Here is a 19,049-nt window from a genome sequence, read left to right as displayed (position 1 = left end):
AATTTAACTGCTTGATTTCTTTCGGTTGAGTGCGCGCTTTCGCAAAAGCTTTTGCTGATGATGTAAGGCGGCGCGGATCAGAGTGTCTCGGTCGTCTTCCAATAAGCGTGTGTACTGGATTTGGATCAAATATTGGGGTGGATGGTCACCGTCAGGCGCTTTTTCTTCACAGTGGGTGACCACGCCATAGCAATAAATCGCTGTGGGTGGAAAATTAAGAAACAGCTTCACACGCGCATGATCGCCGTGCTTTAACGGCGCAGGGCTTAGATAGGCAAAGCTGCTTGCGCCGAATGTATGGGTGGTGAAGCGCTGCGTGGGATCGTCTTCCTGACTGAGCATATAGCCCATCATTAAAGTGATCTTTTCGTTTTGCGCTTGCAAGATACGGTACAGTGCTGAGGCATCGTCCGGCTCAAGAGATTGTAACTCTTTTTCAACCGCGTTATCGACTTGGCCACATTGGCTTGCAACCCGAAAGGGCGCGGGGATTTCCGCCATAAATGCATCCGCATCGGGTTGGGCTTGGCTATCTTGAAGCGGCTCAACATTGATGCGTATGGCGGCTCTTACAGAAAAATACTCGTCTTGGCTCATCACTGTGCCTTATCTTGCAGTCATTTGATGATTATCACGCACCCGTCGCGTTAGGTAAAGTTTCAAGACCGCCTTATCGGGCGTCAACGTGCGCTTCTGGGCAGTATTCGTCAATATTCAGTCAAATCGGTGTGTAAACTTGGCGACATTCGCTCAGGCAGGTATGCTTTGCAGCGAATCAAAACAATAAGCTAGGTGCACTATGTATCAACCCTTATCGGTGTTTATTGGCTTGCGGTATTTGCGCGGCCGATCGGCCGATCGTTTTGGGCGATTTGTGTCGTCTATGTCTACTGCAGGAATTGCCATTGGTGTGCTCGCTTTGATCACCGTGTCATCGGTGATGAATGGCTTTGAAGCCCAGTTAAAAGGCCGCATTTTAGGCGCACTACCGCATGCGGTCATCGCGGACGGACAAACGGCATCGGTAAAAAACCGCGTTGAACAATGGCCACATGTGGTGGCGACGGCTCCCATTCAAACCACAGAGGCGGTGTTACAAAGCCGAACAGGGCTGAGTGCAGGTTTATTAGAAGGGGTTGACCCAACCGCTTATGAGCCGTTGGCAGACCATTTATTACAAGGAGATATTCAAGCGTTAGCCGAGAGCCGTTATCAAATCATCATTGGCCGAGCGATGGCGAGTAATTTACGTTTACGTGTTGGCGATCAGGTGCGAGTGATGGTCACCAGTGCGAGCCAATTTACCCCGATTGGGCGAATCCCTGCGCAGCGCTTATTCACCGTGGCGGGCATTTTTCACACCGGGACCGATGTCGATAATCAATTGATGCTGGCTAATATCCATGATGTCGCGCGTTTAATGCGTATTCCGCCGCAGCAAGCGCAAGACTTACGTCTTTTCCTTGACGATCCCTTTGCGATAACGGATCTCAAACCGATGGCAGAGAGTGCAGCGTGGCAAGATTGGCGCGTCTGGCGGGGCGAGCTTTTTCAAGCGGTGAAGATGGAAAAGAACATGATGAGCTTAATGCTCAGTCTGATCATTATTGTCGCTGCATTCAACATTATTGCTGCCTTGATCATGGTGGTGATGGAGAAGCAAGCCGAGGTTGCCATTTTGAAAACCTTAGGCATGCAAAATCGCGATATTGTTGCTGTCTTTATCGCTCAAGGCTCACTCAGTGGGTTATTGGGCGCATTGGTCGGGGGCGTATTGGGAGTACTTGCGTCTCTCTATATTAATGAAATCATGGCCCTGTTTGGGGTGAGTTTGCTGGGCAATGGCCTTGCGCTTCCCGTGGTCGTCAATCCAATTCACGTCGTTATGGTCATGGTGTTGGCTATTTTGCTGAGCACGTTAGCGACCCTTTTCCCTGCTTTTAAAGCGGCATCTGTTCAACCTGCTGAGGCACTGCGTTATGAATGAGTCTTTGTTGTCCTGTCACCAAATCAGTAAAACCTATCAAGAGGGTGGTCAGGCGATTCATGTATTGAATCAGGTGTCTCTGGCCATTGCATCGGGAGAGCTTGTGGCGATTGTCGGCTCGTCTGGCTCAGGCAAAAGTACCTTGCTGCACACCTTGGGCACGCTTGATACACCGAGCGAGGGTGAGGTGTATTTTGAGGGCAAAGCGATTAGCCAAATGTCTGCGAACCAACAAGCGCAGCTAAGAAACCAAGCGCTTGGATTTGTTTATCAGTTTCATCACCTACTGGCCGATTTTACTGCGCTTGAAAATGTGATGATGCCACTGCTGATCAACAAAGTTGCACGCAAAACGGCCACAGCAAGGGCTACGGAGATGCTGAATGCGGTCGGCGTGGGCCATCGTTTATCCCACCGCCCTGCTGAGTTATCGGGAGGCGAGCGTCAGCGTGTTGCGATCGCGCGTGCGCTAGTCAACGATCCTAAGCTGGTTCTCGCAGACGAACCGACGGGGAATCTTGACCATGCGACAGCTTTGGAGATCTATGATTTGATGCGTTCGTTGAATGCACGACATGGGACGGCGTTTCTCGTGGTGACGCATGACAGTGAGCTGGCAGCCAAACTTGACCGCCAAGTGCGAATGCAAGATGGCCAACTGCTTGCTGTGAGTGCCACTGAGGAGGGGCAATGAAACCACTGTCGTTAGCTATTGGACGCCGTTTTAGTCGTGCTCGCCAGCGTAATCGGTTGGTCTCATTTATCTCGTTGTCATCGGTGATTGGCATTGCCATCGGTGTGATGGTCATTATTGTCGGTCTATCGGCCATGAATGGCTTTGAGCGTGAGCTTAATCAGCGCGTGCTCTCTGTGGTGCCGCATGCGCAAGTGTTTGGCGTGAATGGTCCGCTTGACGATTGGCAGCAAGTAAAGCGCCAAGCCTTGCAGCATCCTCAAGTGGTGGCTGCCGCACCGTACGTGGAAATGACTGTGTTAATGGAACATGGCAGTGCACTTAAGCCAGCCCAGATCCGTGCCGTTTCACCGAGCGACGAATCGGCCGTGAGTCGCATTGGTGCGTTTATTGATGGCGGTTGGGACAGTTTGCCAKCGRGGCAATCAAATATCGTGCTCGGGCAAGGTGTCGCCGATAGCTTAGGCGTGAAGGTAGGCGATTGGTTAACGGTGATGATCCCCGCGGCGGATGCGAGCTTAAAGTTGCGTTCACCTCAGCGAGTGAGAATGCAAGTGGGTGGATTGTTACGGCTTGGCGGACAGATAGATCATGCGTTGGCGTTGATGCGCCTATCCGATGCGCAGCAATTGATGGCGCTGGGTGATGCTGTCACAGGAGTTTCACTCAAAGTCGAGCCTGTATTGGAGGCTCGGCGTATTGTGCGAGAAGTCGGTCAGACACTCTCTGCATATGTGTACATGAAAGACTGGACCAGTGAATTTGGCTATTTGTATCGCGATATCCATTTGGTGCGTTCGATTATGTATCTCGTCATGGTCTTGGTGATTGGGGTGGCCTGTTTTAACGTGGTGTCGACGCTGATGATGTCTGTGAAAGACCGTGCTGCTGATATCGCGATTCTGCGTACGATGGGAGCAGGCGATACCTTGATACGACGGATTTTTGTTTGGTATGGGCTATTCGCCGGTGCGTTGGGGAGCCTGATTGGCAGTGTACTGGGGGTATTGCTGGCAAGCAATTTAACCCACTTAATCCAATGGATAGAGCAGGTTGTGGGTCACCGTTTTCTCTCCGGTGATGTGTATTTTATTAACTTCCTACCCAGTGAGTTACGCGTGTCGGATGTGGTGGTGGTGAGTTTAACCGCGATGCTCCTCAGCTTATTGGCCGCTTGGTATCCAGCGCGTCGCGCGTGTCAGTTGCAGCCAGCAGCGGTATTGAGTGCAAAATAGTGGCTAGCTAGCGCGCCAGCTACTACAAGCAATTACCAAAAGGGCCAGTATGAGTACTGGCCCTTTTTCGATCTGTCTCGACAATTTTGGGGTGGTTTTACGTTTTGATAATGCCGGATGATGACTGCGTCGCAATGCGCCCTCTAGCGGCTTGTTTTCCTTTCTTACCGTTTTAGCGTTGCCTGATATCACCGTGAATATCAAGAGGGTTTATTCGGCTTCGGCAGTACTTCTTTTAACTTTTTCGGAATACGAAGTTTACGTTTTTGCCAGCTTCTTACCACGGAATAGCGCCAAATGCCTCTGACGGCAAAATAGCCAATCACGGCGAGCACCAAACCACTGGTCATACAGCCGAGAAAGAAAGGCGGTCCAATGTGGCCCATTTGTTCAACCAAATAGTGCCAAGAGAGCTCAAAATGGAAGGGATAGGGCGGTGTCTTCATCATCCACGCGCCGAGTTTGTACGCGAGATAGAAAAGCACGGGCATGGTAATGGGGTTACTGATCCAGACCAAAGCGACCGACAAAGGAAGATTGACACCAAACAAGATTGCCAGTCCCGCCGCCATGATCATCTGACTGGGCAAAGGGACAAATGCCATGAACAAACCGACCGCAAACGCCCCCGATGCGGAGCGACGATTCAAGCACCACAGGTTAGGGTCGTGCAACAGGCTTCCAAACACGCGCAGTGCTTTGTTATCGCGCAATGCCTCGCGTTTTGGCATGTAGCGTTGAAAAAACTTCTTGGGCATACCTGCTTAATTTACCTGGATGTTACGCGATGAAGCTGACATTCACGCTCGGCTTGGCCGCGGCGATTTTATCGCTGCCATGGTGGCCCAGTCTGCCACCGATTTGGACGTGTTTCATTGCGTGTATTGTGTTTCGTTTTGGGTGGAAAAAGCGCCTGTGGTGGCTCGCGGGGAGCGCGTTAGGGCTCACTTGGGCTGTATTATCCGCAACCTTATACCAAGCAGACGTGATCCACATCATTTCTAGCACAGAGGATACTACAATATCTGGCTCTGTGGGCAGCCTTTTTAGTCCCAAAGCCGGCCCACAATCGATTATTTTTGACGTTGATAAAATTAATGATAAACCACTACCGCCTTTTCGTTCAGTTCGTGTTCGCCTTTATTGGCAATCGCCTCCTTTTCCGCAACAAGGTAAGCGTTGGAGACTCACTGTCAGACTTAAGTCGCCGTATGGACGCTTAAACGAAGCGGGCTTTGATGCAGAGCGTTACTTTGTGGCGCGACGGATTCATGGCAAAGCCAGCCTCAAAAACGCCGAGCAGCTCACCCACACACCATCATGGCGGCAATCAGTCTTAAATGCACTGTCCCCCGTGCTTGAGCCTTTGCGTTATGGCCGCTATTTACTGGCGCTAAGTTTGGGAGAGCGGCAATGGCTGACCCATGAAGATTGGCAGATCTTGACGCACAGTGGTCTTGCTCACCTGATGGCTATTTCTGGGCTTCATATTGGGCTGGCGTTTGCGTTGGGGTGGCAAGTAGGCTGGGCGATCCGCTTGCTGCTACCCGAATGGCGACTCACCCTTTGGTGGCCGCTCTATAGCGCTATGCTGGTTGCTTTAGGGTATGCCGCGTTGGCAGGATTTGCGTTGCCCACCCAGCGCGCCTTGATTGCCCTATTTATCTATGCCAGTGCAAAGCGCATGGGGGCACAGGTGTCTCCCAGTACCTTGTTGCAAATCACTTTACTGGCTGTGTTATTGCGCGACCCTTTTGCTGGTTTTTCGTTGAGCTTTTGGCTGTCGTTTGCCGCAGTGTCAGCGCTGTGCCTCGCGCATTACTCGCTACCTCGTTGGCGAGAGTTTCCGGCCACAGCTTATGCCCGTATGATTTGGCGGGGCAAGCAACTGGTGTTTATTCAATTCGTTCTCTTGATAGGCATGTTGCCTCTGCAACTGGGCTTTTTTTCTGGTGTGAGCGCCGCCGCCACGCCGTTAAATCTCTTTGCTGTTCCTTGGGTGGGAATATTTACGGTGCCCTTGGTCTTTGTCGCCCTGGTTGCTCAGTTCATAGCGGGCAGTACCGTCGCGACATTTATTTGGCAAGCGGCCGATTTGAGCCTAGCGCCAGTGATATGGCTTGCCGACGTTGCCCGCCAAGCCTGGCTGCAGCCTCCACCGTTATCGTGGTTGTGGTCTTTGCTGGTGGCAGGGGGATGTTGGATGATAATGAGTTGGCGTTGGCACCGCCAAACGTCGCTTTTATTGGTATTGGTGACGACTGGTTTTGCATGGCGTGCGCCACCATTGCCCGACTGGCAGGTGGATGTGCTCGATGTAGGGCATGGCTTAGCGGTGTTAATCACTAAAAACGGCAGAGCGGTGCTTTATGATACCGGAAACCGATGGCAAGTAGGCGGGATCGCGCAAGCGGTGATTACGCCGATCCTTGAGCAACGAGGCATTGATCAACTCGATGGCCTACTCTTAAGCCATGGTGACAGTGACCATGATGGTGGAGCAGGGTATGTCACCGAACGCTTTCAACCGATTTGGCAGCGGGCCAGTGAGAAAAGACGTGGTTATTTACCCTGTCAGAGAGGCGCCAGGTGGGATTGGCAAGGGTTGAGGTTTAACGTGCTTTGGCCGCCGAGACAAGTGGACCGTGCGGGTAACAATGACTCTTGTGTGGTGCGGGTCAGTGATGGACGCACCAGTATATTGCTAACCGGCGATATTGAATCAAAGGGGGAGTTGGCATTGCTGGCGCGTTTAGAGCGTCGCGAAGCTGTGCAGAGCGACATTATGCTTGTTCCCCATCACGGTAGTGTATCGTCATCGTCACCGCCTTGGATAACCGCGGTATCACCGCACTGGGTGGTGGCGTCTACCGGGTTATTTAATCCGTGGGGATTGCCAGCGGTAGCTGTTCGCGAGCGTTATCAGCAAGCAGGGATCACGTGGTTAGATACTGCGAAAGATGGCCAATTGCGTTTTCAGCGCCGCCAGGGTCGATGGCAAATGACACGGTGGCGGCGTGACCATCAAGGGCAATGGTATCGGACGCTGTTTGAACGGCGACCGGTAAATTTGGACGACGGCGGGTAAAAGAGTAGAATGCCGGTCTGTTTTACACAGCTAAACGATTTTAATGAGCGAATATCAAGATAAAACGACCTGGCAGACGTTTAAGCAACTCTGGCCATACATCGCCAACTATAAGCTTGGCTTGATCGTTGCTATTGTCGCACTGGTTATCAATGCTGCCAGTGATACCCTCATGCTCTCCATGCTCAAGCCACTCCTCGATCAAGGTTTTACCTATGATGACGTGACGGGGGATTTCCTCAAATGGATGCCCGTTTATCTCGTGGTATTGATGGTAGTTCGCGGGCTGTCTAGTTTTGTCTCCGCTTACTGCTTGTCATGGGTATCAGGGAATGTGGTGATGACCATGCGCCGACGCATGTTTAACCACTTTATGAAAATGCCCGTCAGTTTTTTCGATCAAGAATCCTCCGGCGCCTTGCTCTCTCGTATCACGTATGATTCCGAACAGGTTGCATCGGCGACAAGCAGTGCCTTAGTGAGCCTAGTTCGTGAGGGAGCGTCAATTCTCGGTTTGATGATACTGATGTTTTGGTCGAGCTGGCAGCTATCTGCGATTTTGTTGGTTATCGCGCCTGTGGTGGCGTTTTCGATTCGCGTGGTGTCGAAACGGTTCCGTCGTATCTCATCAAATATGCAAGATGCCATGGGGTCCGTCACTAGCTCGGCAGAACAAATGCTGAAAGGACATAAAGTTGTCCTGAGCTACGGTGGCCAAGACGTTGAAAAAGCGCGCTTTGATAAAGTCAGTAATCGCATGCGCCAACAAACGATGAAACTGGTCTCTGCTCAAGCTATTGCTAACCCAGTGATCCAGCTGATTGCCTCGATGGCGCTGGTCGTGGTCTTGGTACTGGCGAATACCGAGGCGATTCGCTCCGAGCTAACTGCCGGTACGTTTGCAGTGGTGTTCGGTGCGATGTTTGGTTTGATGCGTCCACTAAAATCCCTCACTAACGTCACGTCGCAGTTCCAACGAGGCATGGCAGCGTGTCACAGCCTGTTCAATCTGATGGAACTCGACACCGAAAAAGATACCGGTGAGCATGAAGCGGATCGTGTGAAGGGCGATATTCAGGTGGACAATGTCGTCTTTACGTATCCATCCAAAGAAGCGCCTGCGCTTCGCAATGTCAGCTTTGAATTACCTGCCGGGCAAACCTTGGCGCTGGTGGGACGTTCCGGCTCAGGCAAAAGTACCATTGCCAATCTGTTAACGCGTTTTTATGACATCGACAGTGGCACCATCACATTGGATGGCGTGCCCATTGATGAATATAAGCTGGCCAATCTGCGCCAACATGTGGCGGTGGTCTCGCAAAATGTCCACCTGTTTAACGACACGGTCGCCAACAACATCGCCTATGCAGCCGAAGATCAGTTCACCCGTGAGCAGATCATTGAGGCGGCAAAACTAGCGTATGCAGACGACTTCATTCGTGAATTGGATGAAGGGTATGACACCATTATTGGTGAGAATGGCGTCAGCTTATCAGGCGGTCAGCGTCAACGCCTTGCCATTGCTCGTGCGCTGCTGCGTAACGCACCAGTACTGATCTTGGATGAAGCGACCTCGGCATTGGATACTGAATCTGAGCGCGCCATTCAAGCAGCATTGGACGAGTTGCAAAAAAACCGCACTGTGTTGGTGATTGCGCACCGTTTATCCACGATTGAGGATGCGGATCAAATTCTCGTTGTGGATGAAGGTGAAATTGTTGAGCGTGGTAACCATCAGGCGCTGTTAGAGCAAGACGGTGCGTATGCCCAGTTGCACCGTATTCAATTTGGTGACTGACCATGGTTGAAAAACTTTGGTTTCGTGAAGATGTTCCGGTTTGGGCCGCCCCTTTGTGGCCCATCAGCAAGCTATTTGGCGCGGTGGCACGCTATCGTCGTCAGCGCTATCTGAGTGGTAAAGCCCCCAGTTATCGCGCGCCCGTGCCTGTGATTGTGGTGGGTAACATCATGATCGGCGGCAATGGCAAAACGCCGTTTGTGGTTTGGCTGGTGGAGCAACTGAAGGCCCAAGGCTACCGTCCCGGAGTGGTATCACGTGGCTATGGGGGGAAGTCGGAACAGTATCCATTGTTGTTGTCGCAAACAACCTCTCCTCGCGTGGCCGGTGATGAGCCGGTCTTGATTGCCCGCCGTACTCAAGTGCCTGTTTGTGTTGACCCGGATCGTAGCGCGGCAGTTAAACGACTCCTCGATGAGGGCGTCAATGTAGTGGTTACGGATGATGGTATGCAGCACTACCGGCTCGATCGCGACCTCGAAATTGTGATTGTGGATGGTCAGCGTCGATTCGGAAACGGGCACTATATTCCATTAGGACCATTGCGCGAGCAGACGTCACGTCTCGATACCGTGGATATGGTGGTCAACAATGGAGGTGAGCCGCACCAAGGGGAGTGGCCGATGACATTGGTACCGACCGAAGCGGTGAATTTACGTAGTGGCCAACGTTGTCAGGTGTCGATTCTCCCTGAGGTGGTCGCGATGGCGGGCATAGGTCATCCGCCACGCTTTTTTGCCACCTTACAAAAAATGGGTGTGACCCCGGTACACAGTGAAGCGGTGCAAGATCATCAATCATTGAGTGCCGAAGCGCTAGACAGTTTAGCCGCAAAGGGGCAACATCTATTGATGACCGAAAAAGATGCTGTGAAATATCAAGGCATTGCTCAAGACAATTGGTGGTATTTGCCTGTGGCAGCGAAACTCCCTGACACAGCGGCAAACTATGTGCTAGAAAAGCTTCACCACCTGAAAAAGCATAAAAATTAAAGGAAACTTATGGATCACCGTCTGCTTGAGATTGTGGCTTGTCCTTCTTGTCAGGGTAAGCTCTACTTCAATAAAGAAAATAATGAACTCGTGTGTAAGTTCGACCGTGTTGCGTATCCGATTGAAGATGGGATCCCGGTGCTGCTCGAATCTGAAGCACGTGATATGTCATTGGAAGAGGTTCAGGGATGACAGACTTTTATGTGGTGATCCCCGCGCGCTATGGCTCAAGCCGATTACCGGGAAAACCACTCGCTGATATCGGCGGAAAGCCTATGATCCAACACGTTTACGAGCGCGCTCAAGCCGCTGGTGCCAAACAAGTCATCGTTGCGACGGATGATGCACGGATTGTTTCTGCCGTCGAGGCTTTCGGTGGTGAAGTCTGCTTGACCCGAGATGATCACCAATCTGGGACTGAACGATTAGCTGAAGTTGTGACAACCTATGGGTTTGCGGATGATGCCATTATCGTCAACGTCCAAGGTGATGAGCCTTTGATCCCATCGGCGGTGATCCGGCAAGTTGCGGACAACCTGAACACATACCAACAAGCGCCGATGGCGACTCTTGCGGTTGCGATTGACCAACCGGAGCAGGTCTTCAACCCTAATGTGGTCAAAGTTGTCACCGATCATCAAGGCTTTGCGCTGTATTTTAGTCGCGCCACCATCCCTTGGGATCGGGAGCATTTTGGTGAGGACTCGCCGCAGGTTCCTGAGTCATTACTGCGCCATATTGGTATTTATGGTTATCGCGCTGGATTTATCAGCCAGTACATCCATTGGACACCGAGTCCTTTGGAAAAAATCGAGTCACTGGAGCAGTTACGCGTACTCTGGCATGGTGAGAAAATTCATGTTGATGTGGCCAGTGAAACACCGCCACACGGTGTGGATACCCAAGCGGATTTAGAGGCGGTACGCGCGCACTTAGCGTCGTAACCGTGTGCGTTTGAGCCCCAATAAAAAAGCCGCGATAGCTATCGCGGCTTTTTGTTACCTTTTATGCGCTCGGCTGGGCGATTAGATCGCGCAGCCTTTGCCATGCTTGGCCTAACCGTTCATGCCAATAACGCTCAAATTGTTCCAAGTATTGTGCGCGAGGACTGTACTTAATCCACGGCTGTTTGATTTCTTTTTGCGCCATAAAATTGGTTGGGGCAGGGATAGGGTCAAGCCCGGCGCTTCGAAATTCATACAAGGCACGATCCATGTGAGAGGCAGAGGTGACTAACACGAGGTTACTACTGCCTACGACAGATGCCGCTTGATAGGCTTCTTCCCATGTATCTTTGGCGGTTTCAAGTAACAGAATACTGTTCTTATTAACGCCCAGAGCCATGGCCACTCTCGCCAACATTCTGGCGTGGCTCACTTCATATCCGTGATCATAACCAGATAAAATCAGTTTGGAGGTTGGATACATCCGATGGATGCGTATACCTTCAGCCAAGCGCATCAGCGCGGTACGTGAGAGCTCGGAGGTGGGTGGCAATGCGTCATCAACTACATGACTATTGCCTAACACCATGACGAAATCCACGGGTTTATCCGTGGGGAGAAAGGCGGGATATTGACGTTCCAGCGGCCGAAGCAGTCCAGAGGCGACGGGTTGGAAAGACGCGAGAAAGATACCTAAAAATGCCCCTAAGATAACAAATGATGCCAGCTTTTTACGCTGAGAGAACCAAAGCAGGCATAGCCCGAAAAGACCCAACAACAACAGCGCGGGCAAGGGCATTATCAAGGTTGAGATCAGTTTTTTTAATTCAAACATGCAATGTCGCCCGAAATATAGTCAAACGAGGCACAAATAGTGCCATAAACCTTTATTAACGTAAGGCTTGTGACAAAATATGCCCTTCTTACTATTCAATGATAACGAATGCCATTGTGACTGAGGACAGAAATTTCGACGACATTGCCCACAAATTTGTTAAAAACATTTATGGATCGGGCAAAGGCGAAATCCGCCAAGCAGTAGTTTGGCAAGACATTGAACAGATTTTGCGCCATTTTGACGATGACAGTCGTCCTCTGCATATTCTAGATGCAGGTGGCGGCGTTGGGCCATTATCGCAGCCATTGGCGGCGCTTGGTCACAGGGTCACTTTGTGTGATCTCTCTTCGCAAATGCTCGACTTAGCGCGACAGGAGATTGAACAACAAGGCTTACTCTCGCAGTATCAGCTGGTTCACGCCCCCGTGCAAGCGATCGGCGAACATTTGACCACTGCACCGGATGTGATTTTGTTTCATGCGGTGATGGAGTGGCTAGAGCATCCAGAACAGGTGCTAAAGACGTTATTGACGTTGCTAAAGCCCGGCGGTTTCGCATCGGTGATGTTTTATAACCAGACCGGCTTACTCTTTAAGAATTTAGTGTGCGGCAATTTAAGCCATGTTCAGGCGGGGATGCCGCACCGAAAACGCTTCAAACTGCAGCCGACGAAAGGCTTAATGCCTAACGACGTGTATCAATGGATCACGCAAGCAGGATGCGAGATTAAGGGCAAAACCGGAGTGCGCACGTTTCATGATTACATGCGAGATACGCGTACCGGTGACTTTACGTTTGAACAAGTAGTGGCGCTAGAACAGCAGCTATGCCGCGAAGAACCCTTTGTGTCGCTAGGACGTTACATTCACGTCTGGGCACAGAAGGCAGAATAAGATGAGAAATGATGAAAACAACAAGGACAACGGATGAGTGATCAGGCCCAATCAACCCTGACGCGGGCAGACGACGCTCAGACAGTGCCCGAATTGGTCAACTGGGTGAAGCAAGGTGGCTTTTCACTTAACTTGCCGCCGGAGCGATTGGCGTTTTTATTGGCCATTACGGTAATGAGCCAAGAACGTTTCGAAGATGAACTAAGCGAAGGTGAATTGATTGATGCCTTCCGCATCGTAAGCGAACAGTTTGCCGCGTCGGGTGATAGCTCTGCGGGAAACCTTGCCTTTCGCGCCAACAACGCCATCAATGAAATGGTACAAGCCCGTTTGCTGAGCCGGTTTACGAGTGAAATGACCGAGGGCGATAGCATTTATCGCTTAACGCCGTTGGCGATGGGCATTGCAGATTATTATGCGCGCCACCGCGAGTATTCAGCATTGAAGTTGTCGGTGCAATTATCGATGGTGGCGGATGAAATTGAAAAAGCCCGCAGTGCAGCGATGCAAGACGGCGATGCGAAGTTTTGGCGCCACAACGTGTATGGCGTGTTGAAATACTCGGTAGCCGAAATTTTTGATCGCATCGACCTCAATCAGCGCGTGATGGACGAGCAGCAACAGCAAGTGAAAGATGATATTGCTGCGCTGCTGACGCAAGATTGGCAGGCTGCGATCGCCAATTGTGAATACTTGCTCAATGAAACCTCGAGCACGCTGCGCGAGTTGCAAGACACCTTGCAAGCCGCGGGAGATAACTTACAAAGCCAATTGCTCGAGATTCAAGAAGTGGTGCGCTCGCGTGATGATCTCGACTTCGTGGATGCGATGGTTTACAGCCTGCAAATGAAACTCGACCGGATCATCAACTGGGGGCAGCAAGCAATTGACTTGTGGATCGGCTACGACCGTCATGTGCACAAGTTTATTCGTACCGCCATCGACATGGATAAAAACCGCGCATTCAGCCAGCGGTTACGTCAATCGGTGAGTGACTTTTTCGATGCGCCTTGGTTTTTGACCTATGCCGATGCAGAGCGACTCCGCGACACCCGTGATGAAGCCTTAGTGCTACGTGACGATGAAGTAACGGGAGAAATGCCTGCAGAGGTTGAATTTGAAGAGCTGACGGTGGTGGATGATGCGCTATCACGTCAAGTCTCTGAGATGCTGCAGCGTCACCGTCAAACCGGCCAAGCCATCAACTTGGGCGACGTCCTGAAATCTTATCTGGCCGAGCACCCGCAAGCCCGCCACTTTGATCTCGCGCGTTTGGTGATCAACCAAGCGGTTCGGATGGGCTATTCCCAGTCCGACTTTAACGCGATCCAGCCTGACTGGCAGGCCATTAATGACTTTGGAGCCAAGGTACAAGCGAATGTCATCGATAAATACTGAAATGCCAATGCCTGAAGGGTTAGCAAAAGCGATCGCTAATCCACTGTTTCCGGCGTTGGATAGCGCTTTGCGTGCTGGCCGCCATATTGCCAGTGAAGATTTGGATAACCATGCGTTGTTGGTTGAGTTTGAGCAAGAGCTGAATCTTTTCTACCAGCGGTACAACGCAGAATTAGTGCGTGCCCCAGAAGGGTTCTTTTACCTGCGCCCTCGCTCAACCAGTCTGATACGCCGCAGTGTTCTGTCTGAGCTAGATATGCTGGTGGGCAAAGTCTTGTGTTTTCTTTATCTCAGCCCAGAGCGACTGGCGCAAGAAGGGATTTTCACCACCCAAGAGCTCTTTGACGAACTGATGGCGCTTGCCGATGAGAAAAAGCTGATGAAGCTGGTTACACATCGCGCCAGCGGCTCTGACTTAGATCGTGACAAACTGTTCGACAAAGTCAAAACCTCACTGCGCCGTCTGCGCCGATTAGGCATGATCATTCCAATTGGTGAAGGGCACAAGTTCCGTGTCAGCGAAGCTACGTTCCGTTTTGGCGCCGATGTGCGCACTGGAGAAGACATGCAGGATGCACAATTGCGCCTGATCCGCGATGGTGAAGCGGTAGTGCATACCCAAGAGCATATCCAATCCAGCTTTTTGGACGACGATCTGCATGAAGAGGATTCGTCTACCCAATCCCAACCAACTGAGGAACAGACAGCATGAGCCAACGCGGTAAATATCAATCACTCACCATGGTGAACTGGAACGGCTTTTTTGCTCGAACCTTTGATATCGATACCTTGGTGACCACGCTTTCTGGTGGTAACGGTGCCGGTAAATCAACCACGATGGCGGCGTTTATCACGTCTTTGATTCCCGACCAAACCTTGCTTCACTTCCGAAATACCACGGAAGCGGGCAGCTCGAGTGCCTCACGAGACAAAGGGCTACACGGTAAGTTGCAGCCGGGGTCGTGTTATGCCGCGCTGGATGTGGTGAATTCCCGTCAGCAACGAGTGTTATTTGCGGTACGTTTGCAGCAAGTCGCAGGGCGAGACAAAAAAGTCGATATTAAACCTTTCGTCATTCAAGGGTTGCCCTCACACGTGACCCCGACTGAGGTATTGGTAGAAACACTGGCTAATGGGCAGGCTCGTGTTCGTCAATTAAATGAAGTGAAAGAGGCAGCCGGAGGCTATGAGACCGCGCATTTCAAGGCGTTTAACTCGGTCACCGACTATCACGCCCAGATGTTTGAGTTTGGCGTACTGCCGAAAAAGCTGCGCACTCAGCAAGATCGCGGCAAATACTATCGTTTGATTGAAGCGTCCTTGTACGGCGGGATCTCAAGTGCCATCACCAAATCGTTACGCGATTATTTGTTGCCGCAAAACGGCGGCGTGAAAAAAGCGTTCCAAGATATGGAAGTCGCTTTAAAAGAGAACCGGATGACGCTGGAAGCGATCAAACTGACCCAGCGTGATCGGGATTTGTTCAAGCACTTGATCACCGAAGCGACGCATTATGTCGCCTCAGACTACATGCGCCATGCCAACGAACGACGCAGCAAATTAGAACAAGCTTTGTCGTTGCGTGCCGAGTTGGGCAGTGCACAAGCGGAATTGCAGCAAAAGCAAGCGCAAGCACACGCGATGCAAGAAGAGCTGGATGAGCTGGAAGCGGGCCAAGATCACTTGGAACAAGACCACCAAGCGGCATCCGATCATTTGCAGTTAGTGCAATCTGCGTTACGTCAGCAAGAAAAAATCCAACGCTATGAAGAAGACTTACTTGAGTTGAGTGAGCGCCTTGAAGAACAAATCATGGTGGTGGAAGAGGCGGCTGAGCAATTAGCTGAGGCCGAACTGCGAGCGGCGCAAAGCGAAGAAGAAGTTGATAGCCTAAAAAGCCAATTGGCCGATTATCAACAGGCATTGAACACGCAACAGACGCGTTCTTTGCAATACCAGCAAGCGGTGAATGCGCTGGAAAAAGCCCGTGCGCTGACCGGCGATGAAGAGCTACTGGCTGATGATGCCAGTGCTCGGTTGCAGACACTTAAAGCCGAAGAAGCGCAGCAAACCGATACCGTGCTGTCCTTGAAGCACAAACGTGACCTTGCTTCTGCGACGGCGAGCCAATTTGATCATGCGTTTACGTTATTACGTCGCATTGAGTCGGATGCGCTGCGCGAGAAAGCCGGAACGCAAGCGAAATATTGGGTGGAACAAGGCCGCGAGCGTCGTTATTTAGCCGATAGCCTGAATCAACTACAGTATGAGCAGCGCGAGCTGTTGCAACGTCAGCAGCACCGTGAGCAAGCACAATCACTGGTGAGTCAATATCAGGATGTAACTCACGAAACACTGACCAACGCGGATGCGGTCGACCAGGCGGTAGCATTGCAGCAAGCGACGCGTGATGAGTTGCAGTTAGCCCGCGAGCAACAGGCCGAGCAGGTTCGCGAGCATCAACGCCAAGATGATGCACTGGCAAACGAAATTCGTGTGTTAGAGGGACAAGCACCTGCATGGATAGCCGCCAACGACGCACTGACCAAGCTCATTGAGCAGAGTGGTCAAGCATTGCACGATCGCCAAGCGGTGATGGCGGCGATGCATGAGACGCATGAGCAGGTGCGTGAACGTACCCAAGCGCGCGATCAATTAGCGGCGCAAAAAACCAAGGTCGAGCAAGCGATCGAGCATCTTGCCCAGCCAGGTGGCAGTGATGATGCTCAGTTGCAAGCGCTGGCGGACACCTTAGGGGGTACTTTGCTCTCTGAGATTTATGACGACATCACTCTTGATGATGCGCCTTATTTCAGTGCGCTGTATGGTCCGGCTCGTCACGCGATAGTCGTCCCTGACTTAAAAGGCGTGAAAGCAAAGCTGGCTGACTTAGACGATTGCCCAGACGATCTGTATGTCATTGAAGGTGATACCGATGCGTTTGACGACAGCGTGTTTGATGCCGAGGAACTCTCTGGCGCGGTGTGTGTGCACCTCAATGATCGTCAAATGCGTTATTCGCGCTTCCCTGAAACGCCTTTGTTTGGTCGCGCAGCGCGTGAGTACCGTCTCGAGGCGTTACGCGAGCAACGCGAAGCCTTGGTCGAAGACTACGCCAAAGCATCTTTTGATGTGCAAAAACAACAGCGTTTGTCTCAGGCGTTTAGCCACTTTATTGCCGAGCATTTAACGGTTGCTTTTGAGGCGGATCCCGAATTAGCCATCAAGCAGCGCCGTGATAAGCGCTCGGCTATTCAGCGTCAATTGGCAGACGCCAAAGCGCAACAGCAACAAACGGACGAGGCAATCAAACGGACTCAGCACGCGCTGCAGATCCTCGACAAACTCCGTTATTGCGCTGGCGCGCTGGCTGAGAGCGATCTGGACAGTCAAATCGATGCGATTCAACAGCGGGTTGAAGCGGCAAAGCAGGCTAGTGCCTTTATCAAGCAGCACGGTGACACCCTCACCGAGTTGGAAGCGCGACTCTCGACGTTGGATGCTGATCCTGAGCAGTTTGATAAGCTTGAGCAGGCATACCAAGATGCAGACGCGCAGCTGCAACAGATTAAGCAGCAAGTGTTCGCGGTCGCCGATTTAGCCGAGCGTCGTCCGCACTTTGCCTATCAAGATGCGGCAGATATGCTCACGCAAAGCAGTGAGTTGAATGAGCAACTGAAAAGCAAACTGAAAACCGCGGAGCAAGTGCGACAGCGTGAGCGCGAGGCACTAAAAAATATTCAGCAACAGACGAATCAATATCATCAGGTATTGGCGTCACTGAAAAGTTCGCACCAAGCGAAACAAGAAACCGTCGCCGAATTTAAACGTGAGTTAGCCGAGTTGGGCGTTCAGGCTGACGATGATGCGATGGAACGTGCTCGTGTCCGCCGGGACACCTTACATGAACAGGTACACCAAGCGCGTCAGCGCCATAGTCAGCTTTCACGCGGTATTACTTCGCTGGATATGGAAGTGAAATCGCTGACTAAAGGCCTGCGTAAGTCATTGAAGCAATATCAAGACTTGCGCACATTTGTGGTGAATGCGAAAGCGGGCTGGTGCACGGTGATGCGTATTGCGCGTGATAACGGTGTGGAAAAACAGCTGCATCGCCGCGAAATGGCCTATATGTCGGCTGATGAATTGCGTTCGTTATCGGATAAATCATTGGGCGCGTTGCGTTTGGCGGTCGCCGACAATGAAACCTTACGTGACGCATTGCGTGCATCGGAAGACATTGGTCGTCCTGAACGCAAGGTACTCTTTTATGTCGCGGTTTATCAGCACTTACGCGAGCGTATTCGCCACGACATTATTCGCACCGATGATCCTGTCGAAGCAATTGAAGAGATGGAAGTTGAGCTCGCGCGCTTGACCGAAGAGCTGACGCAACGGGAAAAACGTTTGGCGATAAGCTCAGAGTCGGTGGCGAACATCATTCGTAAAACCATTCAGCGAGAGCAAAACCGTATCCGCATGCTTAACCAAGGCCTACAAAATATTGGCTTTGGTCAGGTAAAAGGGGTGCGTTTGAATGTGTCGATTCGCGAGACGCATGCACAACTCTTAGCGGGCTTGGCTGAGAATGCTGAGCAACATCAAGACTTGTTTGGCAATCACAACCTCACCTTCTCGGAAGCGATGGCGAAGCTGTTCCAGCGCCTCAACCCGCATATTGAGTTGGGCCAACGTTCGCCACAGGTGTTGGGAGAAGAGCTCCTTGATTATCGCAATTACCTAGAATTAGGCATTGAGGTTAACCGTGGTACGGATGGCTGGTTGCAGGCCGAGTCGGGTGCGTTATCGACCGGTGAAGCAATCGGTACGGGTCAAGCTATCTTGCTGATGGTGGTGCAAAGCTGGGAAGAAGAATCACGCCGTTTGCGCGGTAAAGATGTGATCCCATGTCGTCTGCTGTTCTTGGACGAGGCAGCGCGCCTAGATGCTAAATCCATTTCGACGCTGTTTGAGCTATGTCACCGCCTTGATATGCAGCTACTGATTGCGGCACCGGAAAACATCAGTCCTGAGCAAGGCACGACGTACAAGCTAGTGCGTAAGATCTTCAACGATCGAGAGCATGTGCATGTGGTTGGATTACGCGGTTTCGGTGAAGAAAAGCGCCGGGAGCTAGCGCAAGAACCCGTCCTCGGCTAGAGGCGAGACTGAAAAACAACAG

15 protein-coding genes are annotated in these 19,049 nt (G+C 51.5%); 12 read left to right on the top strand and 3 right to left on the bottom strand.

The window, feature by feature from the left end; all coding sequences use genetic code 11:
* Positions 1–3: 3 nt before the first annotated feature.
* A complete protein-coding gene (locus BZJ18_RS07090) occupies positions 4–597 on the bottom strand; it encodes a PilZ domain-containing protein (RefSeq protein ID WP_077455889.1) in 594 nt (197 codons plus the stop codon).
* A 202-nt stretch (positions 598–799) separates the two neighbouring features.
* Between BZJ18_RS07090 and BZJ18_RS07085 the strand changes: the two genes are divergently transcribed.
* From BZJ18_RS07085 to lolE, 3 genes are read left to right on the top strand one after another with little or no spacing between them, the layout of a single operon-like run.
* A complete protein-coding gene (locus BZJ18_RS07085; protein WP_077455888.1) occupies positions 800–1,987 on the top strand; it encodes a lipoprotein-releasing ABC transporter permease subunit in 1,188 nt (395 codons plus the stop codon).
* Positions 1,980–2,681 carry a lipoprotein-releasing ABC transporter ATP-binding protein LolD gene (gene lolD, locus BZJ18_RS07080; protein ID WP_077455887.1) on the top strand — a complete coding sequence of 234 codons (702 nt, stop codon included), beginning with the start codon at positions 1,980–1,982 and terminating at the stop codon, positions 2,679–2,681. Before BZJ18_RS07085 ends, lolD begins: the two co-directional genes overlap by 8 nt.
* Positions 2,678–3,916: a lipoprotein-releasing ABC transporter permease subunit LolE gene (gene lolE / locus BZJ18_RS07075; protein ID WP_077455886.1), complete on the top strand. Its 1,239-nt coding sequence runs from the start codon at positions 2,678–2,680 to the stop codon at positions 3,914–3,916. Before lolD ends, lolE begins: the two co-directional genes overlap by 4 nt.
* 200 nt (positions 3,917–4,116) lie before the next feature.
* Here lolE and BZJ18_RS07070 read toward each other — a convergent pair whose 3' ends face one another.
* Positions 4,117–4,674: a DUF2062 domain-containing protein gene (locus BZJ18_RS07070; protein WP_077455885.1), complete on the bottom strand. Its 558-nt coding sequence runs from the start codon at positions 4,672–4,674 to the stop codon at positions 4,117–4,119.
* A gap of 29 nt (positions 4,675–4,703) precedes the next feature.
* Between BZJ18_RS07070 and BZJ18_RS07065 the strand changes: the two genes are divergently transcribed.
* From BZJ18_RS07065 to kdsB, 5 genes are read left to right on the top strand one after another with little or no spacing between them, the layout of a single operon-like run.
* Positions 4,704–7,004 carry a DNA internalization-related competence protein ComEC/Rec2 gene (locus BZJ18_RS07065; RefSeq protein ID WP_158011260.1) on the top strand — a complete coding sequence of 767 codons (2,301 nt, stop codon included), beginning with the start codon at positions 4,704–4,706 and terminating at the stop codon, positions 7,002–7,004.
* 43 nt (positions 7,005–7,047) lie between these two features.
* Positions 7,048–8,802 carry a lipid A ABC transporter ATP-binding protein/permease MsbA gene (gene msbA / locus BZJ18_RS07060; RefSeq protein ID WP_077455883.1) on the top strand — a complete coding sequence of 585 codons (1,755 nt, stop codon included), beginning with the start codon at positions 7,048–7,050 and terminating at the stop codon, positions 8,800–8,802.
* A gap of 2 nt (positions 8,803–8,804) precedes the next feature.
* Positions 8,805–9,794 (top strand): tetraacyldisaccharide 4'-kinase, encoded by a 990-nt coding sequence (gene lpxK / locus BZJ18_RS07055; RefSeq protein WP_108743128.1) that lies wholly within the window; start codon positions 8,805–8,807, stop codon positions 9,792–9,794.
* A gap of 9 nt (positions 9,795–9,803) precedes the next feature.
* A complete protein-coding gene (locus tag BZJ18_RS07050) occupies positions 9,804–9,986 on the top strand; it encodes a Trm112 family protein (RefSeq protein WP_069587307.1) in 183 nt (60 codons plus the stop codon).
* A complete protein-coding gene (kdsB, locus tag BZJ18_RS07045; protein WP_077455882.1) occupies positions 9,983–10,738 on the top strand; it encodes a 3-deoxy-manno-octulosonate cytidylyltransferase in 756 nt (251 codons plus the stop codon). Before BZJ18_RS07050 ends, kdsB begins: the two co-directional genes overlap by 4 nt.
* Before the next feature lie 61 nt (positions 10,739–10,799).
* On the opposite strand, the gene elyC is transcribed toward kdsB, so the two are convergent.
* Complete coding sequence (gene elyC, locus BZJ18_RS07040) at positions 10,800–11,573, bottom strand: envelope biogenesis factor ElyC (RefSeq protein ID WP_077455881.1); 774 nt, start codon at positions 11,571–11,573, stop codon at positions 10,800–10,802.
* 116 nt (positions 11,574–11,689) lie between these two features.
* On the opposite strand from elyC, the gene cmoM reads away from it, so the two are divergent.
* Genes cmoM through mukB form a run of 4 tightly spaced genes read left to right on the top strand, consistent with a single transcriptional unit; the run spans position 11,690 to position 19,027 of the window.
* On the top strand, positions 11,690–12,469 hold the full coding sequence (gene cmoM, locus BZJ18_RS07035; RefSeq protein WP_069587321.1) for a tRNA uridine 5-oxyacetic acid(34) methyltransferase CmoM: 780 nt from the start codon (positions 11,690–11,692) through the stop codon (positions 12,467–12,469).
* A gap of 33 nt (positions 12,470–12,502) precedes the next feature.
* Complete coding sequence (gene mukF, locus BZJ18_RS07030; RefSeq protein ID WP_077455880.1) at positions 12,503–13,867, top strand: chromosome partition protein MukF; 1,365 nt, start codon at positions 12,503–12,505, stop codon at positions 13,865–13,867.
* Positions 13,848–14,579 carry a chromosome partition protein MukE gene (mukE, locus tag BZJ18_RS07025; protein WP_069587314.1) on the top strand — a complete coding sequence of 244 codons (732 nt, stop codon included), beginning with the start codon at positions 13,848–13,850 and terminating at the stop codon, positions 14,577–14,579. Before mukF ends, mukE begins: the two co-directional genes overlap by 20 nt.
* Entirely contained in the window at positions 14,576–19,027 is a 4,452-nt protein-coding gene (gene mukB / locus BZJ18_RS07020) for a chromosome partition protein MukB (protein ID WP_077455879.1), read from the top strand. The genes mukE and mukB overlap by 4 nt, the downstream gene beginning before the upstream one ends.
* Positions 19,028–19,049 lie beyond the last annotated feature (22 nt).

Origin of the sequence: Salinivibrio sp. IB872 (assembly GCF_001995345.1) — a bacterium.
GTDB classification, from domain to species: domain Bacteria; phylum Pseudomonadota; class Gammaproteobacteria; order Enterobacterales; family Vibrionaceae; genus Salinivibrio; species Salinivibrio proteolyticus.
The sequence above is the reverse complement of the archived record's forward strand: the minus strand, read 5'-3'. Positions and strand labels throughout refer to the sequence as shown.

Bases quoted from the DNA above. Each gene is read 5' to 3' on its own strand.
- lolD (WP_077455887.1), top strand. From the start codon at position 1,980: ATGAATGAGTCTTTGTTGTCCTGTCACCAAATCAGTAAAACCTATCAA.
- BZJ18_RS07050 (WP_069587307.1), top strand. From the start codon at position 9,804: ATGGATCACCGTCTGCTTGAGATTGTGGCTTGTCCTTCTTGTCAGGGT.
- kdsB (WP_077455882.1), top strand. From the start codon at position 9,983: ATGACAGACTTTTATGTGGTGATCCCCGCGCGCTATGGCTCAAGCCGA.
- BZJ18_RS07090 (WP_077455889.1), bottom strand. From the start codon at position 597: ATGAGCCAAGACGAGTATTTTTCTGTAAGAGCCGCCATACGCATCAAT.
- lpxK (WP_108743128.1), top strand. From the start codon at position 8,805: ATGGTTGAAAAACTTTGGTTTCGTGAAGATGTTCCGGTTTGGGCCGCC.
- BZJ18_RS07065 (WP_158011260.1), top strand. From the start codon at position 4,704: ATGAAGCTGACATTCACGCTCGGCTTGGCCGCGGCGATTTTATCGCTG.
- mukF (WP_077455880.1), top strand. From the start codon at position 12,503: ATGAGTGATCAGGCCCAATCAACCCTGACGCGGGCAGACGACGCTCAG.
- msbA (WP_077455883.1), top strand. From the start codon at position 7,048: ATGAGCGAATATCAAGATAAAACGACCTGGCAGACGTTTAAGCAACTC.
- elyC (WP_077455881.1), bottom strand. From the start codon at position 11,573: ATGTTTGAATTAAAAAAACTGATCTCAACCTTGATAATGCCCTTGCCC.
- mukB (WP_077455879.1), top strand. From the start codon at position 14,576: ATGAGCCAACGCGGTAAATATCAATCACTCACCATGGTGAACTGGAAC.
- BZJ18_RS07085 (WP_077455888.1), top strand. From the start codon at position 800: ATGTATCAACCCTTATCGGTGTTTATTGGCTTGCGGTATTTGCGCGGC.
- BZJ18_RS07070 (WP_077455885.1), bottom strand. From the start codon at position 4,674: ATGCCCAAGAAGTTTTTTCAACGCTACATGCCAAAACGCGAGGCATTG.
- mukE (WP_069587314.1), top strand. From the start codon at position 13,848: ATGTCATCGATAAATACTGAAATGCCAATGCCTGAAGGGTTAGCAAAA.